Below are 20,479 nucleotides of genomic sequence, written 5' to 3'. Positions count from 1 at the left end.
CCACAAAGTAGTTGAAAGAAAGTTTTACCTTCAACTATACCACTTCTAATTTTACTTTGATATCCAATTCATCCATATCCAAAGGTTTTCCGTCAGTAAGGTCTTCAGAAATATTTAACCCCCTGGCTTGAGTTTCCTCACAGATATACGACTTGTTCGATTCCATAGATGCCTTTACTTCTTCAGAAGTTGTTCCGACATGAATTAAAATTTTATCCTGAACATCCAGCCCCATATCTTTTCTGAGGTTTTGAATCCTATTTACCATATCTCTGGCAATCCCTTCTTGTCTCAACGCTTCTGAAATAGTTACATCTAATGCTACGGTAAGTCCTCCTTCGCTGGCTACCAACCATCCAGGTATATCTTCCGAACTGATTTCCACATCTTCCAGGGTCAGATTAATTGTTGAATCAGCGATAGTCAATTCAAAGCTGTTATTCTTTTCGAATGTTACAATATCTTCCTGCTCAAGCTTGGCTATTGCTTGAGAAATTTCTTTCATTTTAGATCCGTGTTCACGACCTAACTTTTTGAAATTGGGTTTGATTTTTTTAATAAGGATACCAGAAGTGTCGTCAATGAATTCAATGGCTTTAACATTTATTTCTCCAAGGATCAATTCTTCTACAGCCGAAATGTGATCCTGTGTTTCTTTATTTAATACAGGTATCAATATTTTTGACAAAGGTTGTCTCACTTTGATCATCTCTTTTTTCCTGAGAGAATGGATCAGTGAGGAAACCCTTTGTGCCAAATTCATTTTGATTTCTAAATCTTTATCCACCAGGCTATCGTCCTTTAAGGGAAAATCAGTGAGGTGAACAGATTCTGCGTCGAACTGACCAGAAACCATATTCAAATCCAAAAATAACCTGTCCATATAAAATGGCGCAATAGGAGCACTTATCTGAGCTACTTTTACCAAACAGGTGTACAGGGTTTGATATGCGGCAATTTTGTCATCATTGTATTCCCCTTTCCAAAAGCGCTTTCGATTGAGTCGCACATACCAATTGCTCAAATCGTCTATGACAAACTCCTGTATTTCTCTGGCCGCTTTTGTGGGTTCATATTCGTTGAATGCTTCATCTACATTGGACATCAAGGTATTCAACTTGCTGATAATCCAACGGTCACTTTCAGTTCTTTTTTTAAGAGGAATTTCAGCTTCTTCAAACTTGAAGCCATCCAGATTGGCATAAAGGCTGAAAAATGAATAAGTATTGTATAAAGTGCCAAAAAATCTTCTTTGGACTTCAGCTACACCTTCAGAGTCAAATTTTAAATTGTCCCATGGATTGGCATTGGCGATCATGTACCACCTGGTGGCATCCGGCCCATATTGACCAATGGTCTTAAAAGGATCAATAGCATTTCCTAGCCTTTTGGACATCTTATTGCCAGCCTTGTCCAGCACCAAACCGTTGGCCATCACATTTTTAAATGCCACGCTATCAAAAAGCATCACGGCAATGGCATGTAGTGTAAAAAACCAGCCACGAGTTTGATCTACTCCCTCTGCAATAAAATCTGCAGGATATACATCCTTGAGACCGCCTTCAGCCTGATTCTTTGCTTTGGGATCATCTCCCATAAAATGAAACTGTGCATAGGGCATAGCTCCCGAATCGAACCAAACGTCGATCAAATCCTGCTCACGAAACATTTTTTGACCACTGCCGCTCACCAGATAAATATCATCCACATAAGGTCTATGCAAGTCAAAATCGTCTGAAATCTGTTCGGCCATAAATCCAGCCTTCACCGATTTGGCTACTTCTTCTTTCAACTCTGCTATAGAACCAATACACTTTTGTTCTTTTTTATCTTCAGAAACCCAAATTGGCAATGGAGTACCCCAATACCTCGATCGGCTCAGGTTCCAATCCACCAAATTTTCTAGCCAATTGCCAAAGCGACCGCTACCTGTGGATTTTGGTTTCCAATTGATCGTATTGTTTAATTCGACTAGCCGATCTTTGTATGCTGTGGTTTTTATAAACCAGGAATCCAGAGGATAGTAGAGTACAGGTTTATCCGTTCTCCAGCAGTGTGGGTAGGAGTGTTCGTATTTTTCTACTTTAAAGGCTTTATTTTCTTCTTTAAGTTTGATAGCAATCAATACATCGGTCGCCCTAAAATCAGAATTTGCCAATTCTTGATCAGAGTAGTATTCGGCCTTTACAAACTTTCCTGCGAAATCCTTAACCTCAGCTACAAATCTGCCCTGTTTGTCCACAAGAGGCATCTGATTGCCTTCTCCATCATTCACCAATATCCCCGGAACGCCAGCCATTTTAGCGACTCTAAAGTCATCTGCTCCAAAAGTGGGTGCTATGTGTACGATTCCGGTTCCGTCTTCGGTAGATACGAAATCTCCTGAAATCACCTTAAATGCTTTTTCTATTAATTCATCGTTGGTAACATAAGGCATCAACTGCTCGAATTGCACCTCAATCAAGTCTTCTCCTGAAAATTCAGAAATGATTTTCCAGGGGATTAATTTGTCTCCTTCTTTGAAATCATTCAATTCAAGATCCTTAGCTTTTTCATTGAAATACTTTGTTACCAGATCTTTGGCTAAGACTACAGAAACGGGCTTGAAAGTATAGGCATTAAAGGTTTTAACCTTTACATATTTGATTTTTTTACCAACAGCCAAAGCTGTATTGGAAGGCAAGGTCCAGGGAGTGGTAGTCCATGCCAGTATAAAGACAGGTTCTCCATTTTCATCAAATAGAAAATTAGACCTTTCGTTTTCAATTACTTTAAATTGAGCAACAATGGAAGTGTCCTTTACATCTTTATAAGTACCTGGTTGATTGAGTTCGTGTGAACTTAATCCGGTACCGGCAGCTGGTGAATACGGCTGGATAGTATATCCTTTGTATAGCAGACCTTTGTCATAAAATTTCTTAAGTAGAAACCAAAGACTCTCCATATAATCCCTGTCAAAAGTGATATATGGATTGTCGAGATCAACCCAATAGCCCATTTTTTCAGTGAGGTCGTCCCACTGGTCTTTGAACTTCATCACGGCTTCACGGCATTTGGTGTTGTATTCCGCTACTGTTATTTTTTTGCCAATATCTTCTTTGGTGATTCCTAATTCTTTTTCTACCTGCAGTTCAACTGGCAGCCCGTGTGTGTCCCATCCACCTTTTCTTTTTACCTGATAACCTTTTAAGGTTTTGTATCTGCAAAATATATCTTTGACCGCACGAGCCATCACGTGGTGGATGCCGGGAGTACCATTGGCAGACGGTGGCCCTTCATAAAACACGAAAGATTCGGCACCTTCTTTATCATCTACAGATTTTCGAAAAATATCTTTCTCCTTCCAGCTATTAAGCACTTCATCTGCAATGCCTGGAAAATCCACTTTTTTATATTCTCTGTACTTCAACTTCTTAAAACTTTCTTTGACTAATTCTTTTAATATTTCATCCCTTATTTACTTCTATTTTATCAAGGTCGATTTCTTCATCGTCGTGCTCATGATAAAATTCAGGAAAGGTTTCTATCAATGGATGGCTTTGAACATCTCTTTTTCCTGTATCAAACCTTAATAAAAGGGCTGGCAACACAATCAGGTTGGTAAACATTGCCATCAATAGTGTAGTTGATGTCAAAGCACCAAGTGCTACTGTTCCGCCAAATTCAGATGCTGCAAAAATGACAAACCCAAAAAACAAAATTATGGAAGTGTATATCATGCTGGCTCCCGTTTCTCTCAAACTTTTACTTACTGCTACTGGAACAAAAAATCGATTTAAAAACAATTCTTGCCTGTATTTAGCAAGAAAATGAATAGAGTCATCCACTGATATCCCAAATGCTATACTAAATATTAAAGCTGTGCTTGGTTTTAAAGGAATTCCAGCAAATCCCATCATACCTCCCGTTATAAGCAATGGGATGATGTTGGGAATGAGAGAAATAACTATCATTTTAAAATTACGGAACAATAAGCCCATTATTACGGCTATGATAAAAAAAGCAATAGCCATACTGGTGATAAGGTTCTCTATTAAAAATTTGTTCCCTTTGATGAAAAGAAGGGTAGTACCGGTTACCATTACTTTCAATTTACCATCAGCAAATATCTCAGCTACTTTTGGTTTAATTACATCATTGACCAGAGAGTCTAATTTTTTGGAACCAATGTCCGCTATTTTTAATGAAACACGTAACCTCTGACCTGTGGAATCAACAAAAGAAGTAGAAATACCGGATTCATCGGTTTCTTCTGATAAATATCGTAAGATGAACGCCTTATCCCTGTTGTTGGGTAGTTCATATTGATCGGGGTTATTATTGTAGAAAGCCTGTCGGGTGGCCTTGATAAAACTCACCACCGAAATTGGTTGAGAAACGTGTTCAAGAGAATCAAGAAATTTTTCAAACTCATCAATTTTCCTTAAATTTTTTAAATTTTGTACACCCTTTTTTGTGCCAGTGTCCACAATAATTTCCAGTGGCATTACACCACTGAAGTTTTGTTCAAAAAAATATAAATCCTGCTTTACAGGACTGTCTTCTGGTAGATCATCTACCATATAAGATACTGCCTCAATTTTGCTCACTCCATAAAGTGAAATAGCACTAATGACCCCTGCTACAAAGAAAATGATATACTTGTGCCTGTGAACTGCCAAGTCAAAGGCCGTAAGCACTTTGTCCAGTGGTTTGAATTCCAGATGTTTTGTGTGCTTTTTAGAAGGTGCGGGTAAGTATGAAAATACTACCGGAATCATTATAAGGCTGACTATGAATGTAGCCAGAATATTAATTCCTGCAACAATTCCAAACTCACGTAAAATAACGATATCCGTAAACCCAAGCACCAGAAACCCAACTGCAGTAGTGAAATTGGTGATAAGTGTTACAATTCCTATTCTGCGAATTATATTGCCAAGTGCCCTGTTTTTATCTCCATGAGATATGTATTCCTGATGATATTTGTTGAGCATGTACACACTATTTGGAATACCAATAACCACAATAATGGGCGGAATAAGGCCTGTGAGCAGTGTGATTTTATATTCAAAAAGTGAGAGTGTGCCTATTACCCAAATGACTATGACTCCAATGATAATTAGAGGAAACAATACAGCCTGCCATGAGCGAAAGAACAGAAACAATATAAATCCTGTAACGATCAGTGAGAGAACGAGAAACAGGTTTAATTCCTTTTTTACCTTCACGGTATTGGTGTACCTGACATAGGGTAAGCCTGCGTAGTGTAACTTTATATTTGTATCGTTGACAAAAGCATCACTTACCTGTAAAATATCTGCTATGACTACATTTCTGACTTTAGAATTAAGCACAGATTTATCTATGGATACCAAAATCATATTGGCACCATTTTGAATATTAATAAGTTGACCACTGTAAACCCTGAGGTTCATAGCTTCCTGAAGCATGCTATCGAGCTTTACCTTCGATTCCGGGATTTCTGGGAATATTGGCTGTAGCTTGAATTTTTTCTTTTCCTTCCCGTTTTCTATAACGGTGGTTTTCATTAACATTTGCAGGTTCGTCAGTCCTAACACATTGCTCACTCCTTTTATTTTTTCGAGTTCACTAGTGAGGTAACTGAGTTTACGAAAATTGGTTTCTTGATAGACAGAGCTGTCTTTGATTCCAATAGCAAGAATGTTTCCGTCTTCTCCAAACGTTTGTTGAAAATCTTTGAAGTGTACCATCTCCGGATCATCCGCCGGAACAATGTTTGCAAGGTTAAATGACCAGTTAACGAATTGAGCCTGATATCCCATAAAGGCAGTAATAACTACCAAAATGACAAGCAACAAAAACCTTGATTTAAGAATAAAACGTGAGAGCTTAGACCACATGCTGAAAAATAAAAGGCAAAGTTAAGTAAATTAGTATTGAATATATGGAAATTCTTTGTGGCTATTATCTCCAGCCTTAAATGGGTACTCAAATACCTTACCAAGGTAGAAAGATACTATGGAGCGGTTAATAAAAAAGGGGGCAAATACCCCCTTAATAATTTTTCTTTTAAAAATATTAATTCTGATATTTCATTACCGCCTTTCTCAAAGAGTCCTTATTGGAAGTGATTGAAGGATCTGAATAAATTTTGGAAGACAATTCTGCAATGACGGCTTTTTTAAAGCCCAGCTTTTCAGCTACGTCTTCACAATATTTGATTTCACTTAAATATATTTCTTTGTCAATTTTCATCAATTGAACTACATTATACAGGTATTCAAATTTTTCATCATCCGACATCTCCAATACTGGAGGAAGTGGTTCAGGATTGTCCAGTAGTCCATCGATTTCCGCTTCCGGAACTCCATTGGCTTTTCCCACCATATAAATCATATTTTTTTCATCGTCAGCAAAATCGTTATCGATATTTGCTAATTTAATGAGCATACTTAATTGAGATTTTATAGGCATTTTGTAATTTTTCTAGGATTTGAAATTTTGATTAACTCGTCAGTCTTATGAGATCCGGTATTTACTTACTATTTCTTTTAAGTAATCTAAATCTGCATTTACCATTCCATCACTAAAAACCTTGGAAGATAACTCCCCCACTACTTTTTTCTTAAAGCCCAGTTTATCAGCAATATTCTCGCAAAATTTTATCTCTGTTAAATAAACTTCCTTATCGGCCTTCATCAAGCGGATGATATTATACAAATACATAATCTTATCATCTTCTGTGAGGTTTGACATGTCGGGCAATTCATGTCTGGAATTACGAAGGTGATGATGAAGTATTTTTTCAATTTCACTATCGGGCATATCATTGCTCCTTCCTATTCCATAGATCATGTCTTGTTCTTTGTCGGACATATCTCCGTCAATTAATGATAGCTGTATCAACAAACTAAGTTGCGTGCTGAAATCCATATTTTACTGGTTTTAAGTTTTATAAAAAATAAATATAATCAAATTTAAGATTCAATTATAAAAAAAAGTATTTAGCTCTCCCCTGATTACATTTTAAATATAGGAAGTTTTGATTATGTAAGTATTCAAGAATACCGTTTATATTCTATATTTCATGATTTGTTCTTTCAAGCCTTCCTTGTCAATTGTCAGAGTAGGGTCGCTAAATATTCTCGCTGATAATTCTTTTACTACATTTTTTTTGAACCCAAGTTTTTCTGCCAGGTTCTGACAAAATTTAATCTCACTCAAATAAACCTGCTCATCTACTTTCATTAACTGTACAATATTGAATAAGTAATCAAACTTATCTTCATCACTTAAATTGGTTATCGTTGGCATTTCATGTCTGGCATGCCTTAGGTGATAGTTGAATACTTCTTCAATCTCTTTTTCCGGAATTTTGTTCGCTTTTCCCAAAGCGTAGATCATTCTTTGTTCTTTTGGAGACAGGTTATTGTCGATCAGAGACAATTGGATTAAAAGACTTAACTGTGGATTAAAATCAACGCTACCCATATTTTATATTATTAAAAATTAAATATAATCATTTTTTAAAGATTAGGAATTGAATCTGATTTTAAGTTTGTATGAAGATAAAATCGCATATAATATTTTTCTGTTTTCCGGTTTTTTGTTGATCCAGTATCTTATTTATGAGCTTCTATCAAAAATCTTTTGAACATCAATTCTACCTCAATCTTTTTTGTTATTTTTCAAAAATAGCATAAAATTTCAACGCATTTTGAATTGTTTTAAACAAAGTAATGAGGTTTTAAAAAGATTATTAAAAAAGGTATAATTAAGTGAAGAATAATATAATTTAGAATAGTGTTGGCTGATATTTAAAAATTCACTTAATTTAGGTTTCCAATCAGCTATGACAAAAATTAGGAAGTGAAGGATTTTTCTTATAATTTTCCAATTTTAGTATCTTGTAGATATATTTAACCTTAACCTCTTGCACAAATTATGGGCATTTTAATTCCATTACTTTTAATTTCCTTTGCTTGTCTCGTTATTTGGAGAGCCGGAGATGGGTTCATGGCAGCATCAGAGTACATTGGTAGAAATTTATCAGAAGGAGTCAGAGGTGCTTCTATAAATGCTGTGGCCAGCTCAATGCCTGAAGTATTTACCTCCTTATTCTTCTTATTTGTGCTCATGGATGCTTCAGGTTTTTCCGGTGGAATTGGTACTACAGCAGGTAGTGCTATTTTTAATGGGATGGTTATACCTGCAGTTTCGATTTTGGCAGTAATTGGTATAGGACTGACTAAAAGAATTGAAGTTTCTAAAAAGGTATTGATGAGGGATGGGATTGCATTGATTCTTACTGAAACGATTTTTCTTGTATTGATAAGTGGCTCAAGCCTAGACTGGTGGCATGGCCTGATACTTATGCTGGTTTACTTAGCTTATATTTCATATATGTTTATTTCTATGAGTATGTCTCAAAAAAAGGCAGTTTTGGCGGCAGAGAAAAATGGGGAATCGATTATAGAAGAGGAGGAAGAAGAGGAAGAAAGAGAAGAGCAAGGGTCTTTTTTAAAAGGCCTTATAACGTTTGATCTGGAAAGAGTATTTATAGGATCCAATAAAATGAACGATCTGAGGGCATGGGCACTTTTGCTATTTGCTACAGTATCTATTGCCTTGGTATGTTATTTACTGGTTATCGCCTGTGAATGGATGGGAGCTGATGTTTATCAAGTTCCGTTTCTTGGTGAATTTCATGGATTAAACATTCCTTTGATGTTCGTAGCATTAGTATTAGCCTCAGCGGCATCTAGCTTCCCAGATACCATTATCTCCATTAAAGACGCACAAAGAGGTAAGTATGATGATGCAATATCTAATGCTCTGGGAAGTAATATCTTTGATGTTTGTTTTGCACTGGGTTTTCCATTGTTTTTGTTTACCATATTACATGGGCCAATACAAATGCCAGAAGAGTTAATTAATCTTAGTGCTGAGCTTCGATTTTTGTTATTGTTGCTTACTGTCATTGCGGTGGTAGTTTATACCACAGGAAAATATATGGGCAAAGGAAAAGCTCTTTTGCTCTTAGCGATTTACTTCCTGTTTATACTCTATATAGTAGGTAGAAGTGCCGGTAATGAGTTTGCTGCTTCAATAGCCAATGTTTTATTATCTGTTTTAGAATTTGTAGGAATTAGATAGATTCCTTCGAAATAATATAGAAAAAGCCTTATCCACTTAATTGGGATAAGGCTTTTTTGATTATTGAAGGTTGAAATATACTGGAAGAACCATTCTTACATTTACACTTCTTGCACCTTGCTTTCCGGGTTTCCATTTAGGAGATAGAGATATTACCCGTTCGGCCTCTTCGTCGCACCCGCCACCAATTCCTTTCATGGTCTTCACATGGGTAACTTCCCCTTCTTTGCTGACAATAAATTGTACAAATACTTTTCCTTCTATACCCATCCGGCGTGCCTGGTTCGGATATTTCATGTTCTTGGAGATAAATCGGTAGTACTCTTTAATGCCCATAAGCGGAATTGGCATGTGCTCTGCGAAATCAATATATTCTTCGGCCTTCTCAGCAATTGGCTCATCAAATGAAATATCTTCCAAAATCAACTCCTCAGTAAACTCCTGATCTATAATAATATCATCCACTTCTTCTATTATTTCTTCATTGGATACTTCTTGTATTACAGGTTGCTGCACAGGAGGGGGCGGAGGTGGGATTTGGGTAAGGGGCACCTCCATTAGTATCTCAAATTCTTCGTTTTGATCCTCGAAAACAACTAGTGGACTTTCCGCCGATTTCCATTCAAATGCGGTAAGTACGAGGGCAAGGCTTATAGCCAATCCAATGTTAAAAAACATTCCTCTTTTTCGATCCAAATCCAATTTGGTCATCTTTCTTAATTCCATGATTATAAATTTTTAGTTAAAAAAATAGATTATAGTTCAGCATCTGTGTGATGCCGTAAAATGGAAATAAGGATGTCCCGGGAAGTACCTTATTTTTAATGGTTAAACTCTTCGAAGATTTCCATGTCACTGCCAGATTCCGGCAATGGTTTTTCTTCTTTTATTCTAATTATTCCAAGTATTGTCATACCAATAAATAATACCAGAGCTATAATAATCAACACTATTCTGACCATACCACTTGATTTGTCCTCAGAGTCCTTAAAATTCCTTAAGCTCCTGAAATCTTTGTGTCTGGCGATTTGCCCTTGCGAAAGAGCCCTTCTCTTTATTCTAATATCATACTTGGTCATTTATCTAAAGGGTCAATCTTATCATACATGCTTTTTAGTTTGTTCAGTGCCCTGTACATTTTCATTTTTACAGCACTTTCTTTTTTGTTTAGCAACAAAGCAATTTCCTTAAAATTTTTATCCTCAAAATATTTCAATTGTAAAATAACAATCTCTTCTTCATTCAGATGTTCAATCAATTTTTCTATTATTCGAACTTTATCTGATTCGTCCTCTACCTGTCCACAATTCCATAACTCTGCTAATTTTTGTTCGTCAATACAGAGCACCATTGTTTTACTTCCTCTGAAATATTTCTTTGTTTCGTTTGATGCGATTCTAAAAAGCCATGCACCAAACGGTAGCCCTCTGCATTCGTATTTGTCTAAGGCATTCATGGCATTGATGAATACTTTCGAAACTATATCTGCCGTTTCATCCTCATCTCCGGTTCTGTGGTACACATATCTAAATATCGATTCATAGTACTTGTTATACAAATATTCAAATTGCCCAAGATCCTTTTTTGAAGCTTCAATCAGTTGTTCTTCTTTTAGGATTTCCTCGTCGATATTTTCCCTTTTACTCAAAGAATGGGCTTTTTTTATATAATAACTCTTCAAGTTCGGTAAAGTCACAGATAAAGATATTATATTTTTGTTTTTAATGGTGAATACTCAAAAAGCCGGTTCAATGGGTGATGGACACAAAAAATCTATTTCGGGAAAGGCGTTACTTAGAGCGACTTATTTAGAGGAAAGGAGACTTCTGCCTCAAAGTCAGATAGAGCAGACAAGTAAATATCTTTTAAAAATATTTGAAAGGTCATTTGATTTGAATCGACACAAATACATCCATGTTTTTTTACCAATAGAAAAACAAAATGAAGTAAATACCTGGCATATTGTTGAGTATTTAGAAAGGAATAATCAGTATGTAGTGATTTCTAAAAGTGATTTGTCTTCTAATAACCTGGAGCATTTTATTTATGACAAATCTGTAGAACTGAAGTCAAACAAATGGGGAATTCCTGAACCAGAATCCGGGGTACAGGTTTCAGAATCACAAATAGATATGGTATTGATTCCTCTTTTAATCTTTGATAAAACAGGGCACAGAGTGGGTTACGGAAAAGGGTATTATGATCTTTTTTTGTCAAAATGCAGAACCGGCTGTGTCAAGGTTGGATTGAGTCTGATGCCTCCGGTAGATTTAATTCCAGAAACGGAACCAACTGATGTCAGAATGGATTATTGTATTTCTCCTCTGGGATTACATACTTTTGAGACAGTGAAAAAATGACTGAATGAAAAGATACGATATCGTAATAATAGGTGCCGGACCAATAGGTCTGGCATGTGGAATAGAAGCCGAAAAGGCTGGGTTGTCCTATGCGATAATGGAAAAGGGTTGTCTGGTGAATTCACTTTACAATTATCCTTACAATATGACTTTTTTTTCTACATCAGAAAAACTGGAAATTGGAGGAGTGCCATTTATTTCGCACAATAATAAACCTACCCGGTCAGAAGCACTGGAATACTATCGACGGGTGGCAGTTTCCTGGAAACTGAACATTCAGCTTTATGAACCTGTAGAAAGTGTAGCAAAAGAAGGTGGATTTGTAATTAAAACCACAAAAGGAAGCTACATAGCCGAAAACATCATACTATCTACCGGCTTTTATGATTTGCCATTTTTACTCAATGTAAAAGGTGAAGAGCTTCCCAAAGTAAAACATTACTATGATGAACCACATCCTTATTTCGGTCAAAAAGTAGTAGTGATAGGAGCGGCAAATTCAGCAGTGGATGTAGCATTGGAAACATACAGGAAAGGAGCAGAAGTAACCATGGTTGTCAGAGAACCGGAAATCAATCCCAGAGTGAAGTATTGGGTGTTGCCTGATATTGAAAACAGAATCAAAGAATCTTCGATTAAAGCTTACTTCAATTCCAGCGTTGTTGAAATTCGGGAAACCGAAGTTGACATTCAAACACCTGCAGGAAAACTGACTATTAAAAATGATTTTGTTTTGGCTATGACAGGCTATCAGCCCAATTTTTCTTTGCTTGAATCTATGGGAATAGAAATTGGCAGAGACAGTATGAAAACGCCATCACACAGTCCCGAAACAATGGAAACCAACGTTGACAATATTTTTCTGGCTGGCGTGATATGTGGTGGTTTACAAACCAACAAATGGTTTATTGAAAACTCAAGGGTGCATGCCGAGGTGATTGTAAAAACAATCACTGAAAGAAAAGCTTAATTCATATACAACTATGGTGCGGTATCGCTCAACTTAGTAATTGGTGTAAAGTCAACCTTCCTGAATTCCACTTCTGCCCCTTCAGACTGTAGTGCTATTTGCCCTTCACTCACTGTGGCGTTATAGCCATAATTGACAAGGTCTCCGTTGACCCAAACCTTTATTTTGTCTTTGAGACATTCTATGGTAAGGCTGTTCCATTCTCCTAAGGGTTTTTCTGATCCGTCAGTAAGATTCTTTATTCTGCGTTTTTTATCACCATCAATGCCCCACTCTTCTTTAGGCCCACGACGTACGACCATATCATCTGAAGTGATGTCCTGTACGATGCACCAAAAATCTCCGGCATTTTCGTGCATCATTTGAACCTCTATAGATTTTGGAAACATGTCATACAATGCCCTTGGTGTCGAAACGTGAACCAAAGCACCACAATTACCCGGTTTTCCCGCAAAACGGTATTCTATTTCCAGTCTGTAATCCTGGTATTTTGCATCAGTAATGAGGTGCCCTCCCGGAGTTCCCAAGCTCACGAACATTCCATTTCTAATAATAAATGGATTGATGGCATCAGGGTTGTTATCCATTTGTGGTACATCTATGTGCCAGCCTCTCAGGTCTTTACCATTGAAAAGGCTAATGGTTTTTTGAGACTGACAGTTCATTGCCATAGTAAGGATGACAAAGCTGAGGATGATATTTTTCATGTATAATAATAGGTTTACATAGTTGATTTTAGAGTTTTCTAAGTTAAGTATTTATTCCTGAAAGCAGTAAAACGTTAAGACGTGTTTGTATGAGGAAGAAAAATATAAGTTTACTCACCGTAATTATTGATGATAATTTTTGGAGATTGCTGTAAATTATGGACAGAACCTGAGAGAATAGTCAGATGGCAATAATCAGTAAGAAGAAAATTCCTTTTAAGATAAGTGCAGGACTTAGAGAATACCTTAAAAAATATAAGAGGGCGGTCAAAGTACCCATAGAATACAATGACTTATTAAGGTATGACAACAGCATACCATTATATGACAATACGGGTAAAGATACCCTTTGGGAAACGGTATTTTATCCTCAGGATGAAATGAAAGACATTCACCTTGCATTGAAAAAGGTTTACTCTGAAATAAGATCGGCAGGTGATGTAAGTGTGATGAAACACCTAAATGTTGATCGTGTGGATCTTTGTGTTTATGGTAATACCAGGCCTTTCAGGGTTAGGATTGTCAATAAGATTAATGACAATTTTGACTACTTCTATATAAAGAACGCAGATGCCTCCAGAGTTTATGGATTGGAGTTGGAACATCTTCTTTCTCCTAACAGGATCAATTATGTTGTGCATAAAGATTCCCTGGTGGAAGAGCATATTGTAGGAATTCCCGGTGACAAATTCATTCAACATAATATGCACGACAAAGGAGTGAATAAAATCCGGTTGGCCAAAGAGTTTGTTAAATTCAACGAAAGGTGTTTTGTTCGTTTGCTTGGAGACATGCATTCCAGCAATTTTGTAGTCAATATTATTCCGGATTTTGAAGAGATCACCTACAGGATAAGATCCATAGATTTCGATCAACAATCTTATGAAGGGAGAAAAAATATCTATTTGCCTCAGTATTTCAAACAAAACAATCCACTAATAGAATTGGGAGTAAAATTGATGACTCCTGAGACTGCTCGTCAGTATCAAAAAGAAGAAAGGTCGTTGATTGCAGGTCGCCTCAAAATAGCTCGAAAAAGAGTTGTAGATTTGATGAAAACCATGATGACCGACACCATATCGTTTCCTAAAAATGTGAACACACTCAAAAGAGATTTAGCAGATTATTATGGGGAACCACGATTTCTAAAATGCAAAAACATGGGTGAAATCGTGAAAATGAGTCTGTGGATGGTAATCATTAGACCGGATTTACATGCCTGAAATGTTTTTTGAAATTTCACAGCTTAAATAGGAGTTTCAACATTTAGAAATAATAATTTCGCTAAAAAGGCTAAATGAAAATAGGACTAATCTCTGATACCCATAGTTACCTGGATCCTAAGGTATTTGATTATTTCAAAGAAGTGGATGAAATTTGGCATGCCGGAGATGTCGGATCTTTTGATGTGATAGAGCAATTGGAAAGCTTCAAACCATTGTATGGGGTCTATGGAAATATTGACAGTCATCAGGTGAGAACCGTTTTCCCGGAAGATCAAAAACTACTGAGGGAAGGGGTGAAAGTTTGGATGACACATATTGGAGGGAAGCCTCCCAGCTACAATACACGAACCAGACCTCTGATAGAATCACTTCAACCGGACGTTTTTATCTGTGGACATTCACACATTTGTGCTGTGATGCATGATCCTAAACGCAAAAACGTATTGTATATAAATCCCGGAGCAGCTGGCATCCATGGATTTCATAGAATGAGAACCGTGATGAGGTTTGATCTGGAAAATGGAAAGATTAAAAATTTACAGGTAATTGAATTGGGATTGAGGGCAAAAGGGTAATGTCGTTTAGTTAAGCCCGAACGTCATCGCAAGGAATGAAACGATCTCAATGAAAACAAACAGAAATACAAAATGAACATCAATTTATCAGGAAAACAGGCGATAGTATGTGGCAGTACACAAGGAATAGGCAAAGCGATTGCAGAAGAATTGGCTGAGCTTGGGGCATCAGTAGTTCTGGTAGCCAGAAACGAAGAAAGCCTGAAAGCAGCACTCAGCACACTTTCTCAAAATGAGCATCAACTTCATGAGTACATTGTGGCAGATTTTGGTGAACCATTAATATTGAAACAAAGGATTGAAGATTTTATAAACAGAGGAAACCAGCCCGAAATTTTGATCAACAATACCGGAGGGCCTTCCGGAGGTCAAATTTTGGACGAGCAATACGAAAAATTTTCTGATACGCTCTCAGCACATTTGCAATGCAACCATTTGCTGGTACAGGAACTATCTCCTTGTATGATGGCGAAAGGGTATGGACGAATTATAAATATTATTTCTACTTCTGTCAAACAACCCATCCCCGGATTGGGAGTGTCAAATACCGTAAGAGGTGCAGTAGCCAGTTGGGCAAAAACATTGTCGTATGAATTGGCTCCATTTGGCATTACGGTAAATAATGTACTGCCTGGGTTTACCGCTACGACGAGACTCGACTATGTAATCGAAAATTTGATGCAGAAAACCGGAAAATCAAGAGAGGAAGTAGTTGCTGGTTTGGAAGCGGATATTCCGGCCAGAAGAATCGGAGCAGCTCATGAAGTGGCATCATTGGCGGCTTTTCTTTCAACTCCTGCAGCTGCATATATCAATGGCACGAGTATTCCGGTAGATGGAGGAAAAACAACTGCCATTTGATTAATATTCTTTGTTATTGAGTTTTTTGTTAATAAAAATATTTTCTTTTGTTGCCTAAATGTATCGTCTTAAGAAATATATCACTCTATTTTTTATTCCGGTGATTTTGGCAAGTTCTGTTAGCTTTCCTCTGATCTATCTGGAATTTGAGTTGAATAAGAATTATATACGAGATGTACTTTGCGTAAACCGGAACAAGCCCATCACAATTTGTGGAGGGGCATGTTATCTGAAAAATCGCCTGGAAAAAAAACAGTCTGAAAAAACCTCCTCTACTTCAGATACCAAACGTATGGCATTGGCTTTGTATTTTGAAGAGATTTCCAAGGTTTTTGTACCATTGGATTCACCTAAAGTTTTGTTAGAGGGCTTTCAGTTAGAATATTCTTTTTCCTACATAAAGGGAATCTTCCATCCTCCCAGCTCCAATTTGATTTAATTCAAATTGTACTTTTTTATCCTCAATTTCAGTATTTCAATGAATGAAAAGTCTGTCCGAGGTATCTATTATTTTTAATCTAATCAATAATGAAATTTTTAATAACAGCATTGCTTTGCTGCATATCAGCTGTTCTGTATGCGCAGGAAAGCAAATCTACAGTTTCATCTCCCAATAGTCATGCTCCTATAGGTGTGATGGGAGATCATTTGCATAATAAAGGAGAGGTGATGTTTTCCTATCGCCTTATGAGGATGAACATGAAAGACAACTTAATTGGTAGCAATGAAGTGTCGCCCGTGACGATTGCCACTACAGTACCAAATATGTTTGCCGGAATGACAGGAATGCCCCCTACCCTAAGGGTAGTTCCTGCTAATATGACTATGAATATGCACATGCTGGGCATGATGTATGCACCATCTGACTGGATCACCCTGATGGGCATGGGCATGTATATTCAAAACGACATGGACTTGGTGACTTTTCAAGGCGGATCAGGCACAACTGAACTGGGTACTTTTTCTACCAGCACATCTGGTATAGGAGACATTAAATTGTCTGCTTTGATCAAGTTGGTTAAAAAGGAAGCAAATTCTATTCACTTAAATGTTGGTGTCAGTTTGCCTACAGGGTCGATCACAGAGACAAGTGAAGTTCTCACTCCAATGAACATGAGGCCAACTGTTCGTGCGCCTTATCCGATGCAGTTAGGATCTGGATCATTTGATTTTCTTCCAGGTATTACTTTTAACAGAAGGGCAGAAAATTTTGGATGGGGAGGACAATTGAGTGGTACTTTGAGGCTTTCTGATAACAAGCAAGATACAGATTTGGCAATAAGTTGGATATGTCTGCTTGGGCAAGTTACAGGATCAATTCTTGGTTGAGTAGCTCTATTCGACCATCTTTTTCTACTATAGGTGAGATCAGAGGTCAGGATGATGACATCATGCTTCCGGTGCAAACGGCACATCCGGCATTTCAGGGTGGCGAAAAAGTAAACCTTGCATTGGGGATCAACATGATCGGTCAATCAGGATTTCTGAAAAATCAACGGGTAGCATTGGAATACGGGGTGCCTGTTTATCAAAACCTGAATGGCCCTCAGATGAAGACTACTTCTGTACTGATTTTAGGATGGCAGTATGCTTTTTAATATGAGTTAGTTCTGCTTAAGTTCAGATTAAACGGAATAGAGTCGTGGCAATATTTTCGAACGGAAATATGTCACGACTTTTATTATTCAGGCATTGTAGATCAAATTAAAACTGAATAGCTATCCTGTGTTTGGCTTCATTCACAGTGTAGCTTATTCTCATGTCATAGATGTCACATATTTTTTTGATAAGGGCCAAGCCCAATCCTGAAGAATCTGACTGAGCACTTCCTTTTTTAAATCTATTAAAATAATTTTCAGGATCATCGCTCAATGGCTGTCCCGGATTTTCAATGATCAGTTCATCATTATTCAATATTATATTGATGCTTCCTTGCTTTAGGTTGTGCTTTATGGCATTGTTGATCAGGTTGGTTACCAACACATAGGCCAATGTGTTGTTCAATACCAGAGTAGGGCTGCTATTGTATGTTTTTGTTAGACTAATCTCTTTCATGGCAATTAGCTCTTCATAATTTTCCAGGCTACTTGTTATTAATTCTGCTACTTCTATTGGTTCTACTTCTTCAAACTGGTTGTTGTCCATTTTTGCCAGCATAGTCAGCCCTTGCTTCAGGCGAGACAGCCTGTTTGCTGCTTCATATATCTTGCCTACATCTTCCAGATTTTCCTGATCCAGGTTGCCATTTTGCAATAAGAGTTCTGCTTTAGATTTAATAATCGCCAATGGGGTTTGAATTTCATGTGAAGCATTCTCTGTAAATTCTTTCAGGCTCACATAGTCTTTCCTGCTTTTATCGATCATGTGGATCAATACCCGGTTTAATTCTTTAAATTCATCTATTGTAGTTTTGTCAAAATTAATATTTGCGGGTGTTGCTATCTGGTAGTTTTTCAAAGAAAAAATAGTGTTGTTAAATGGTGTCCATATTTTTTTAGAAATAGCCCTGCTTACAAACCCAAGGCTTAATACAAGCCCTGCTATCAGTATTAGGATTATTTGTCCGACTCCCTGAATTAAATCTTCGGTTGGGAGCATGGATTTGGTAATGGTAACAAGATAAAACCGATCATCAAACTTATGTGAAAATTTTAGTAACCTATAAGGCAGTTCTTTTTTTTCGAAGCTGTCGTACATGATTGTATCAGAGAGAATTGATCCTATTTCAGGATCATACTCAACCGCTTTTACTTCAATTTTATCTCCCACATTCAGATAGAGAGTTTCCCTCAAATTTTTATATGTGTGCCATTCATGAATAAATTGCTTTTTTTCGGCGAAGAGTTTTTCATTGAATTCATGGTTGATTATTCCTCTTAAAATGATGTATGCCAAAAAACCTCCTACCAGTAAAATGGGTAGAATTGATGCCAGATAGTACCTGTTGGTGAGAGAGAGTAATTTCAAAATCTGGTAAATTTATATCCTACTCCGTATATCGTTTGAATGTAATCACCACCCTTTTTTTCAAGGATTTTTTTTCTGAGATTTTTCAAATGGGCATATATAAAATCGAAGGAATCAGCCATATCCATGTGATCGCCCCATAAATGTTCTGCGATAGATTCTTTGGTTATCACCCGATTTGGGTTGGATACAAAATAGAGAAGCAAATCGTATTCTTTCTTGGTGAGTTTTATAGGCTCACCATGAATGGTTACCAACCTTTCTTGTGGCAAGATCGTGATCTCCTTGAATAAGATTTCGTTGTTTCCGTCAAAATTCCTTCTTCTTATAAGCGATTTTACCCGTGCGTTGAGTTCGGAAAGGTGGAAGGGTTTTGTAAGGTAATCATCAGCACCAATCTCTAAACCAATAATTTTGTCCTCAACGGAATCTCTGGCTGAGATAATAATTATACCTGACTCGGATTTAACACGTTTGAGCCTTTCTATTACTTTAATGCCACTTCCATCGGGCAAATTGATGTCAACGAGAATACAGTCATAAGTGTGTAAATGTATTTTTTCAGAAGCTTCACGAAAACTATTGGCCCATTCACAATGGTATCCTTCCTGTGACAAATATTTTATTATGGACTCGGCTAAGTCATGTTCATCTTCTACTATGAGAATATTCATAGGTTAAAGATAATCGGTATGAATGATCCCAAGCTAAGGGTCATTCAAAATTTATTGTGCATTAGCCTGTAATTTTGAAATTTCAGAGACTTTTTCTTCTAAATGTCCACAGTAGGAGCATTTATAATATTTGACAATAGAGTCAGGTTCACCGCTTACCAGTGAGGATTCTACCTCTTCTTTGTACTCTTTCAGGGTTCTAAACCTGCATTTGTCACAGATAAGAGCATGCAGGTTTCCTTCGTACTTTTCTATCAGCTTGTAACCGGTTTCGTCATCTATCCAAACATCATAATCGTAAGCAAATGCATTTTCTTCAGCAATCATCATTTCTGAAAGGTGGATGTCTTCCTGATCTTCATTGAGCAGGCGCATCTCTTTTTTCGACTCTGGAGATATTCTTTTTTTGAAACGCAGTGCAGATAGTTTTTTCTCCAGTGTAAATGGATAATATACATTGAGGTAGGTATTGATCACATAGCCTATTAAAAAGCCTATTCCCAAAGAGAGGATGGTCTTAACTGTTAAATCAAAATTGTGAGCTGTACTGTGCTTTTTCACCATAATGGCATTGAGAAAGAAAGTAAAACTTATGGTCAGGCTCAGGGCAGTGTACCAGAAATATTTTATTTCGTTGAGGCTGATAAATTTATATTTCTCCGCTATTGAGTTTCGAGTGGTAAAAATCAGTAAATAATAGGCCAGAATAATACCAGCAAAGGCAAGTGCAATTTGTGACCAAATTATAGCAATTTGATGCCAGTGTTCTACGAAAATATCAAAGTTTGAATCCATTTTCTTTTTTTGATACCAATACTAAAAATGAAATCTGTAGAAAATATGAATATTTTCTATTGGTGTCCGAGAAAAGATTTTGGCATCTAAGAAAATTCATCAAAATCACCCCTAAATCCCCTAAAGGGGACTTTTTGATCACCCCTTCAGGGGACGGGGGTAGTTTTAGGAAATCGAAAAAATCTTTTCTCATTTCGTTTAAACGTACTTTTTCAGGGTATTTA

The 20,479-nt window shown here is 37.0% G+C and carries 22 protein-coding genes; 9 read left to right on the top strand and 13 right to left on the bottom strand.

Annotation, left to right across the window (positions count from 1 at the left end):
• Window positions 1–34 precede the first annotated feature (34 nt).
• The 5 genes from ileS to AAOP42_RS07300 all read right to left on the bottom strand — a co-directional run bounded on the left by ileS (window position 35) and on the right by AAOP42_RS07300 (window position 7,455).
• Window positions 35–3,409 (bottom strand): isoleucine--tRNA ligase, encoded by a 3,375-nt coding sequence (gene ileS / locus AAOP42_RS07320; RefSeq protein ID WP_349527828.1) that lies wholly within the window; start codon window positions 3,407–3,409, stop codon window positions 35–37.
• Window positions 3,410–3,446: 37 nt separating this feature from the next.
• Window positions 3,447–5,822, bottom strand: a complete 2,376-nt coding sequence (locus AAOP42_RS07315; RefSeq protein ID WP_349527827.1) for an efflux RND transporter permease subunit — start codon at window positions 5,820–5,822, stop codon at window positions 3,447–3,449.
• 220 nt (window positions 5,823–6,042) lie between these two features.
• On the bottom strand, window positions 6,043–6,414 hold the full coding sequence (locus AAOP42_RS07310; RefSeq protein ID WP_349527826.1) for a TerB family tellurite resistance protein: 372 nt from the start codon (window positions 6,412–6,414) through the stop codon (window positions 6,043–6,045).
• Window positions 6,415–6,483: 69 nt separating this feature from the next.
• Window positions 6,484–6,897: a tellurite resistance TerB family protein gene (locus tag AAOP42_RS07305; protein ID WP_349527825.1), complete on the bottom strand. Its 414-nt coding sequence runs from the start codon at window positions 6,895–6,897 to the stop codon at window positions 6,484–6,486.
• 138 nt (window positions 6,898–7,035) lie between these two features.
• The gene (locus AAOP42_RS07300) at window positions 7,036–7,455 is read right to left on the bottom strand and encodes a TerB family tellurite resistance protein (RefSeq protein ID WP_349527824.1); all 420 of its coding nucleotides are present in this window, start codon (window positions 7,453–7,455) and stop codon (window positions 7,036–7,038) included.
• Window positions 7,456–7,908: 453 nt separating this feature from the next.
• Here AAOP42_RS07300 and AAOP42_RS07295 point away from each other — a divergent pair, with 453 nt between their 5' ends.
• Window positions 7,909–9,120 carry a sodium:calcium antiporter gene (locus tag AAOP42_RS07295; protein ID WP_349527823.1) on the top strand — a complete coding sequence of 404 codons (1,212 nt, stop codon included), beginning with the start codon at window positions 7,909–7,911 and terminating at the stop codon, window positions 9,118–9,120.
• Window positions 9,121–9,180: 60 nt separating this feature from the next.
• Here AAOP42_RS07295 and AAOP42_RS07290 read toward each other — a convergent pair whose 3' ends face one another.
• The 3 genes from AAOP42_RS07290 to AAOP42_RS07280 all read right to left on the bottom strand — a co-directional run bounded on the left by AAOP42_RS07290 (window position 9,181) and on the right by AAOP42_RS07280 (window position 10,768).
• A complete protein-coding gene (locus AAOP42_RS07290) occupies window positions 9,181–9,846 on the bottom strand; it encodes an energy transducer TonB (RefSeq protein ID WP_349527822.1) in 666 nt (221 codons plus the stop codon).
• Window positions 9,847–9,941: 95 nt separating this feature from the next.
• Window positions 9,942–10,199, bottom strand: a complete 258-nt coding sequence (locus AAOP42_RS07285; RefSeq protein WP_349527821.1) for a hypothetical protein — start codon at window positions 10,197–10,199, stop codon at window positions 9,942–9,944.
• Window positions 10,196–10,768 (bottom strand): RNA polymerase sigma factor, encoded by a 573-nt coding sequence (locus tag AAOP42_RS07280; protein WP_349527820.1) that lies wholly within the window; start codon window positions 10,766–10,768, stop codon window positions 10,196–10,198. Before AAOP42_RS07280 ends, AAOP42_RS07285 begins: the two co-directional genes overlap by 4 nt.
• 76 nt (window positions 10,769–10,844) lie before the next feature.
• Between AAOP42_RS07280 and AAOP42_RS07275 the strand changes: the two genes are divergently transcribed.
• Complete coding sequence (locus AAOP42_RS07275) at window positions 10,845–11,480, top strand: 5-formyltetrahydrofolate cyclo-ligase (RefSeq protein ID WP_349527819.1); 636 nt, start codon at window positions 10,845–10,847, stop codon at window positions 11,478–11,480.
• Between the two features lie 4 nt (window positions 11,481–11,484).
• Window positions 11,485–12,450, top strand: coding sequence for a YpdA family putative bacillithiol disulfide reductase (locus AAOP42_RS07270; RefSeq protein WP_349527818.1), 966 nt, complete (start codon window positions 11,485–11,487; stop codon window positions 12,448–12,450).
• Between the two features lie 11 nt (window positions 12,451–12,461).
• Here AAOP42_RS07270 and AAOP42_RS07265 read toward each other — a convergent pair whose 3' ends face one another.
• Window positions 12,462–13,157, bottom strand: coding sequence for a 3-keto-disaccharide hydrolase (locus tag AAOP42_RS07265; protein WP_349527817.1), 696 nt, complete (start codon window positions 13,155–13,157; stop codon window positions 12,462–12,464).
• A gap of 185 nt (window positions 13,158–13,342) precedes the next feature.
• On the opposite strand from AAOP42_RS07265, the gene AAOP42_RS07260 reads away from it, so the two are divergent.
• From AAOP42_RS07260 to AAOP42_RS07235, 6 genes are all read left to right on the top strand, one after another.
• A complete protein-coding gene (locus tag AAOP42_RS07260; protein ID WP_349527816.1) occupies window positions 13,343–14,380 on the top strand; it encodes a hypothetical protein in 1,038 nt (345 codons plus the stop codon).
• Between the two features lie 74 nt (window positions 14,381–14,454).
• The gene (locus AAOP42_RS07255) at window positions 14,455–14,958 is read left to right on the top strand and encodes a metallophosphoesterase family protein (protein WP_349527815.1); all 504 of its coding nucleotides are present in this window, start codon (window positions 14,455–14,457) and stop codon (window positions 14,956–14,958) included.
• A gap of 72 nt (window positions 14,959–15,030) precedes the next feature.
• Window positions 15,031–15,819 carry an SDR family oxidoreductase gene (locus tag AAOP42_RS07250; protein WP_349527814.1) on the top strand — a complete coding sequence of 263 codons (789 nt, stop codon included), beginning with the start codon at window positions 15,031–15,033 and terminating at the stop codon, window positions 15,817–15,819.
• 58 nt (window positions 15,820–15,877) lie between these two features.
• Window positions 15,878–16,258 carry a hypothetical protein gene (locus tag AAOP42_RS07245; protein WP_349527813.1) on the top strand — a complete coding sequence of 127 codons (381 nt, stop codon included), beginning with the start codon at window positions 15,878–15,880 and terminating at the stop codon, window positions 16,256–16,258.
• Window positions 16,259–16,347: 89 nt separating this feature from the next.
• Window positions 16,348–17,148, top strand: a complete 801-nt coding sequence (locus tag AAOP42_RS07240) for a transporter family protein (protein ID WP_349527812.1) — start codon at window positions 16,348–16,350, stop codon at window positions 17,146–17,148.
• Window positions 17,109–17,417, top strand: a complete 309-nt coding sequence (locus AAOP42_RS07235) for a hypothetical protein (RefSeq protein ID WP_349527811.1) — start codon at window positions 17,109–17,111, stop codon at window positions 17,415–17,417. Before AAOP42_RS07240 ends, AAOP42_RS07235 begins: the two co-directional genes overlap by 40 nt.
• 106 nt (window positions 17,418–17,523) lie before the next feature.
• On the opposite strand, the gene porY is transcribed toward AAOP42_RS07235, so the two are convergent.
• From porY to AAOP42_RS07215, 4 genes are all read right to left on the bottom strand, one after another.
• Window positions 17,524–18,786, bottom strand: coding sequence for a PorY family sensor histidine kinase (gene porY, locus AAOP42_RS07230; protein WP_349527810.1), 1,263 nt, complete (start codon window positions 18,784–18,786; stop codon window positions 17,524–17,526).
• A complete protein-coding gene (locus AAOP42_RS07225; protein ID WP_349527809.1) occupies window positions 18,783–19,460 on the bottom strand; it encodes a response regulator transcription factor in 678 nt (225 codons plus the stop codon). The genes porY and AAOP42_RS07225 overlap by 4 nt, the downstream gene beginning before the upstream one ends.
• Window positions 19,461–19,511: 51 nt before the next feature.
• A complete protein-coding gene (locus tag AAOP42_RS07220; protein WP_349527808.1) occupies window positions 19,512–20,255 on the bottom strand; it encodes a hypothetical protein in 744 nt (247 codons plus the stop codon).
• A partial coding sequence (locus AAOP42_RS07215) for a hypothetical protein (protein ID WP_349527807.1) occupies window positions 20,239–20,479 on the bottom strand: 241 nt, incomplete at its 5' end. The genes AAOP42_RS07215 and AAOP42_RS07220, both read right to left, overlap by 17 nt.

This window comes from Reichenbachiella sp. MALMAid0571 (genome assembly GCF_040151475.1).
In the GTDB taxonomy this organism is placed as follows: Bacteria; Bacteroidota; Bacteroidia; order Cytophagales; family Cyclobacteriaceae; genus CAXBNB01.
This window is presented reverse-complemented; position numbering and strand designations above follow the sequence as displayed.

Bases quoted from the DNA above. Each gene is read 5' to 3' on its own strand.
- AAOP42_RS07310 (WP_349527826.1), bottom strand. From the start codon at position 6,414: ATGCTCATTAAATTAGCAAATATCGATAACGATTTTGCTGACGATGAA.
- AAOP42_RS07305 (WP_349527825.1), bottom strand. From the start codon at position 6,897: ATGGATTTCAGCACGCAACTTAGTTTGTTGATACAGCTATCATTAATT.
- AAOP42_RS07300 (WP_349527824.1), bottom strand. From the start codon at position 7,455: ATGGGTAGCGTTGATTTTAATCCACAGTTAAGTCTTTTAATCCAATTG.
- AAOP42_RS07295 (WP_349527823.1), top strand. From the start codon at position 7,909: ATGGGCATTTTAATTCCATTACTTTTAATTTCCTTTGCTTGTCTCGTT.
- AAOP42_RS07290 (WP_349527822.1), bottom strand. From the start codon at position 9,846: ATGGAATTAAGAAAGATGACCAAATTGGATTTGGATCGAAAAAGAGGA.
- AAOP42_RS07285 (WP_349527821.1), bottom strand. From the start codon at position 10,199: ATGACCAAGTATGATATTAGAATAAAGAGAAGGGCTCTTTCGCAAGGG.
- AAOP42_RS07275 (WP_349527819.1), top strand. From the start codon at position 10,845: ATGGTGAATACTCAAAAAGCCGGTTCAATGGGTGATGGACACAAAAAA.
- AAOP42_RS07270 (WP_349527818.1), top strand. From the start codon at position 11,485: ATGAAAAGATACGATATCGTAATAATAGGTGCCGGACCAATAGGTCTG.
- AAOP42_RS07265 (WP_349527817.1), bottom strand. From the start codon at position 13,157: ATGAAAAATATCATCCTCAGCTTTGTCATCCTTACTATGGCAATGAAC.
- AAOP42_RS07260 (WP_349527816.1), top strand. From the start codon at position 13,343: ATGGCAATAATCAGTAAGAAGAAAATTCCTTTTAAGATAAGTGCAGGA.
- AAOP42_RS07255 (WP_349527815.1), top strand. From the start codon at position 14,455: ATGAAAATAGGACTAATCTCTGATACCCATAGTTACCTGGATCCTAAG.
- AAOP42_RS07250 (WP_349527814.1), top strand. From the start codon at position 15,031: ATGAACATCAATTTATCAGGAAAACAGGCGATAGTATGTGGCAGTACA.
- AAOP42_RS07245 (WP_349527813.1), top strand. From the start codon at position 15,878: ATGTATCGTCTTAAGAAATATATCACTCTATTTTTTATTCCGGTGATT.
- AAOP42_RS07240 (WP_349527812.1), top strand. From the start codon at position 16,348: ATGAAATTTTTAATAACAGCATTGCTTTGCTGCATATCAGCTGTTCTG.
- AAOP42_RS07235 (WP_349527811.1), top strand. From the start codon at position 17,109: ATGTCTGCTTGGGCAAGTTACAGGATCAATTCTTGGTTGAGTAGCTCT.
- AAOP42_RS07225 (WP_349527809.1), bottom strand. From the start codon at position 19,460: ATGAATATTCTCATAGTAGAAGATGAACATGACTTAGCCGAGTCCATA.
- AAOP42_RS07220 (WP_349527808.1), bottom strand. From the start codon at position 20,255: ATGGATTCAAACTTTGATATTTTCGTAGAACACTGGCATCAAATTGCT.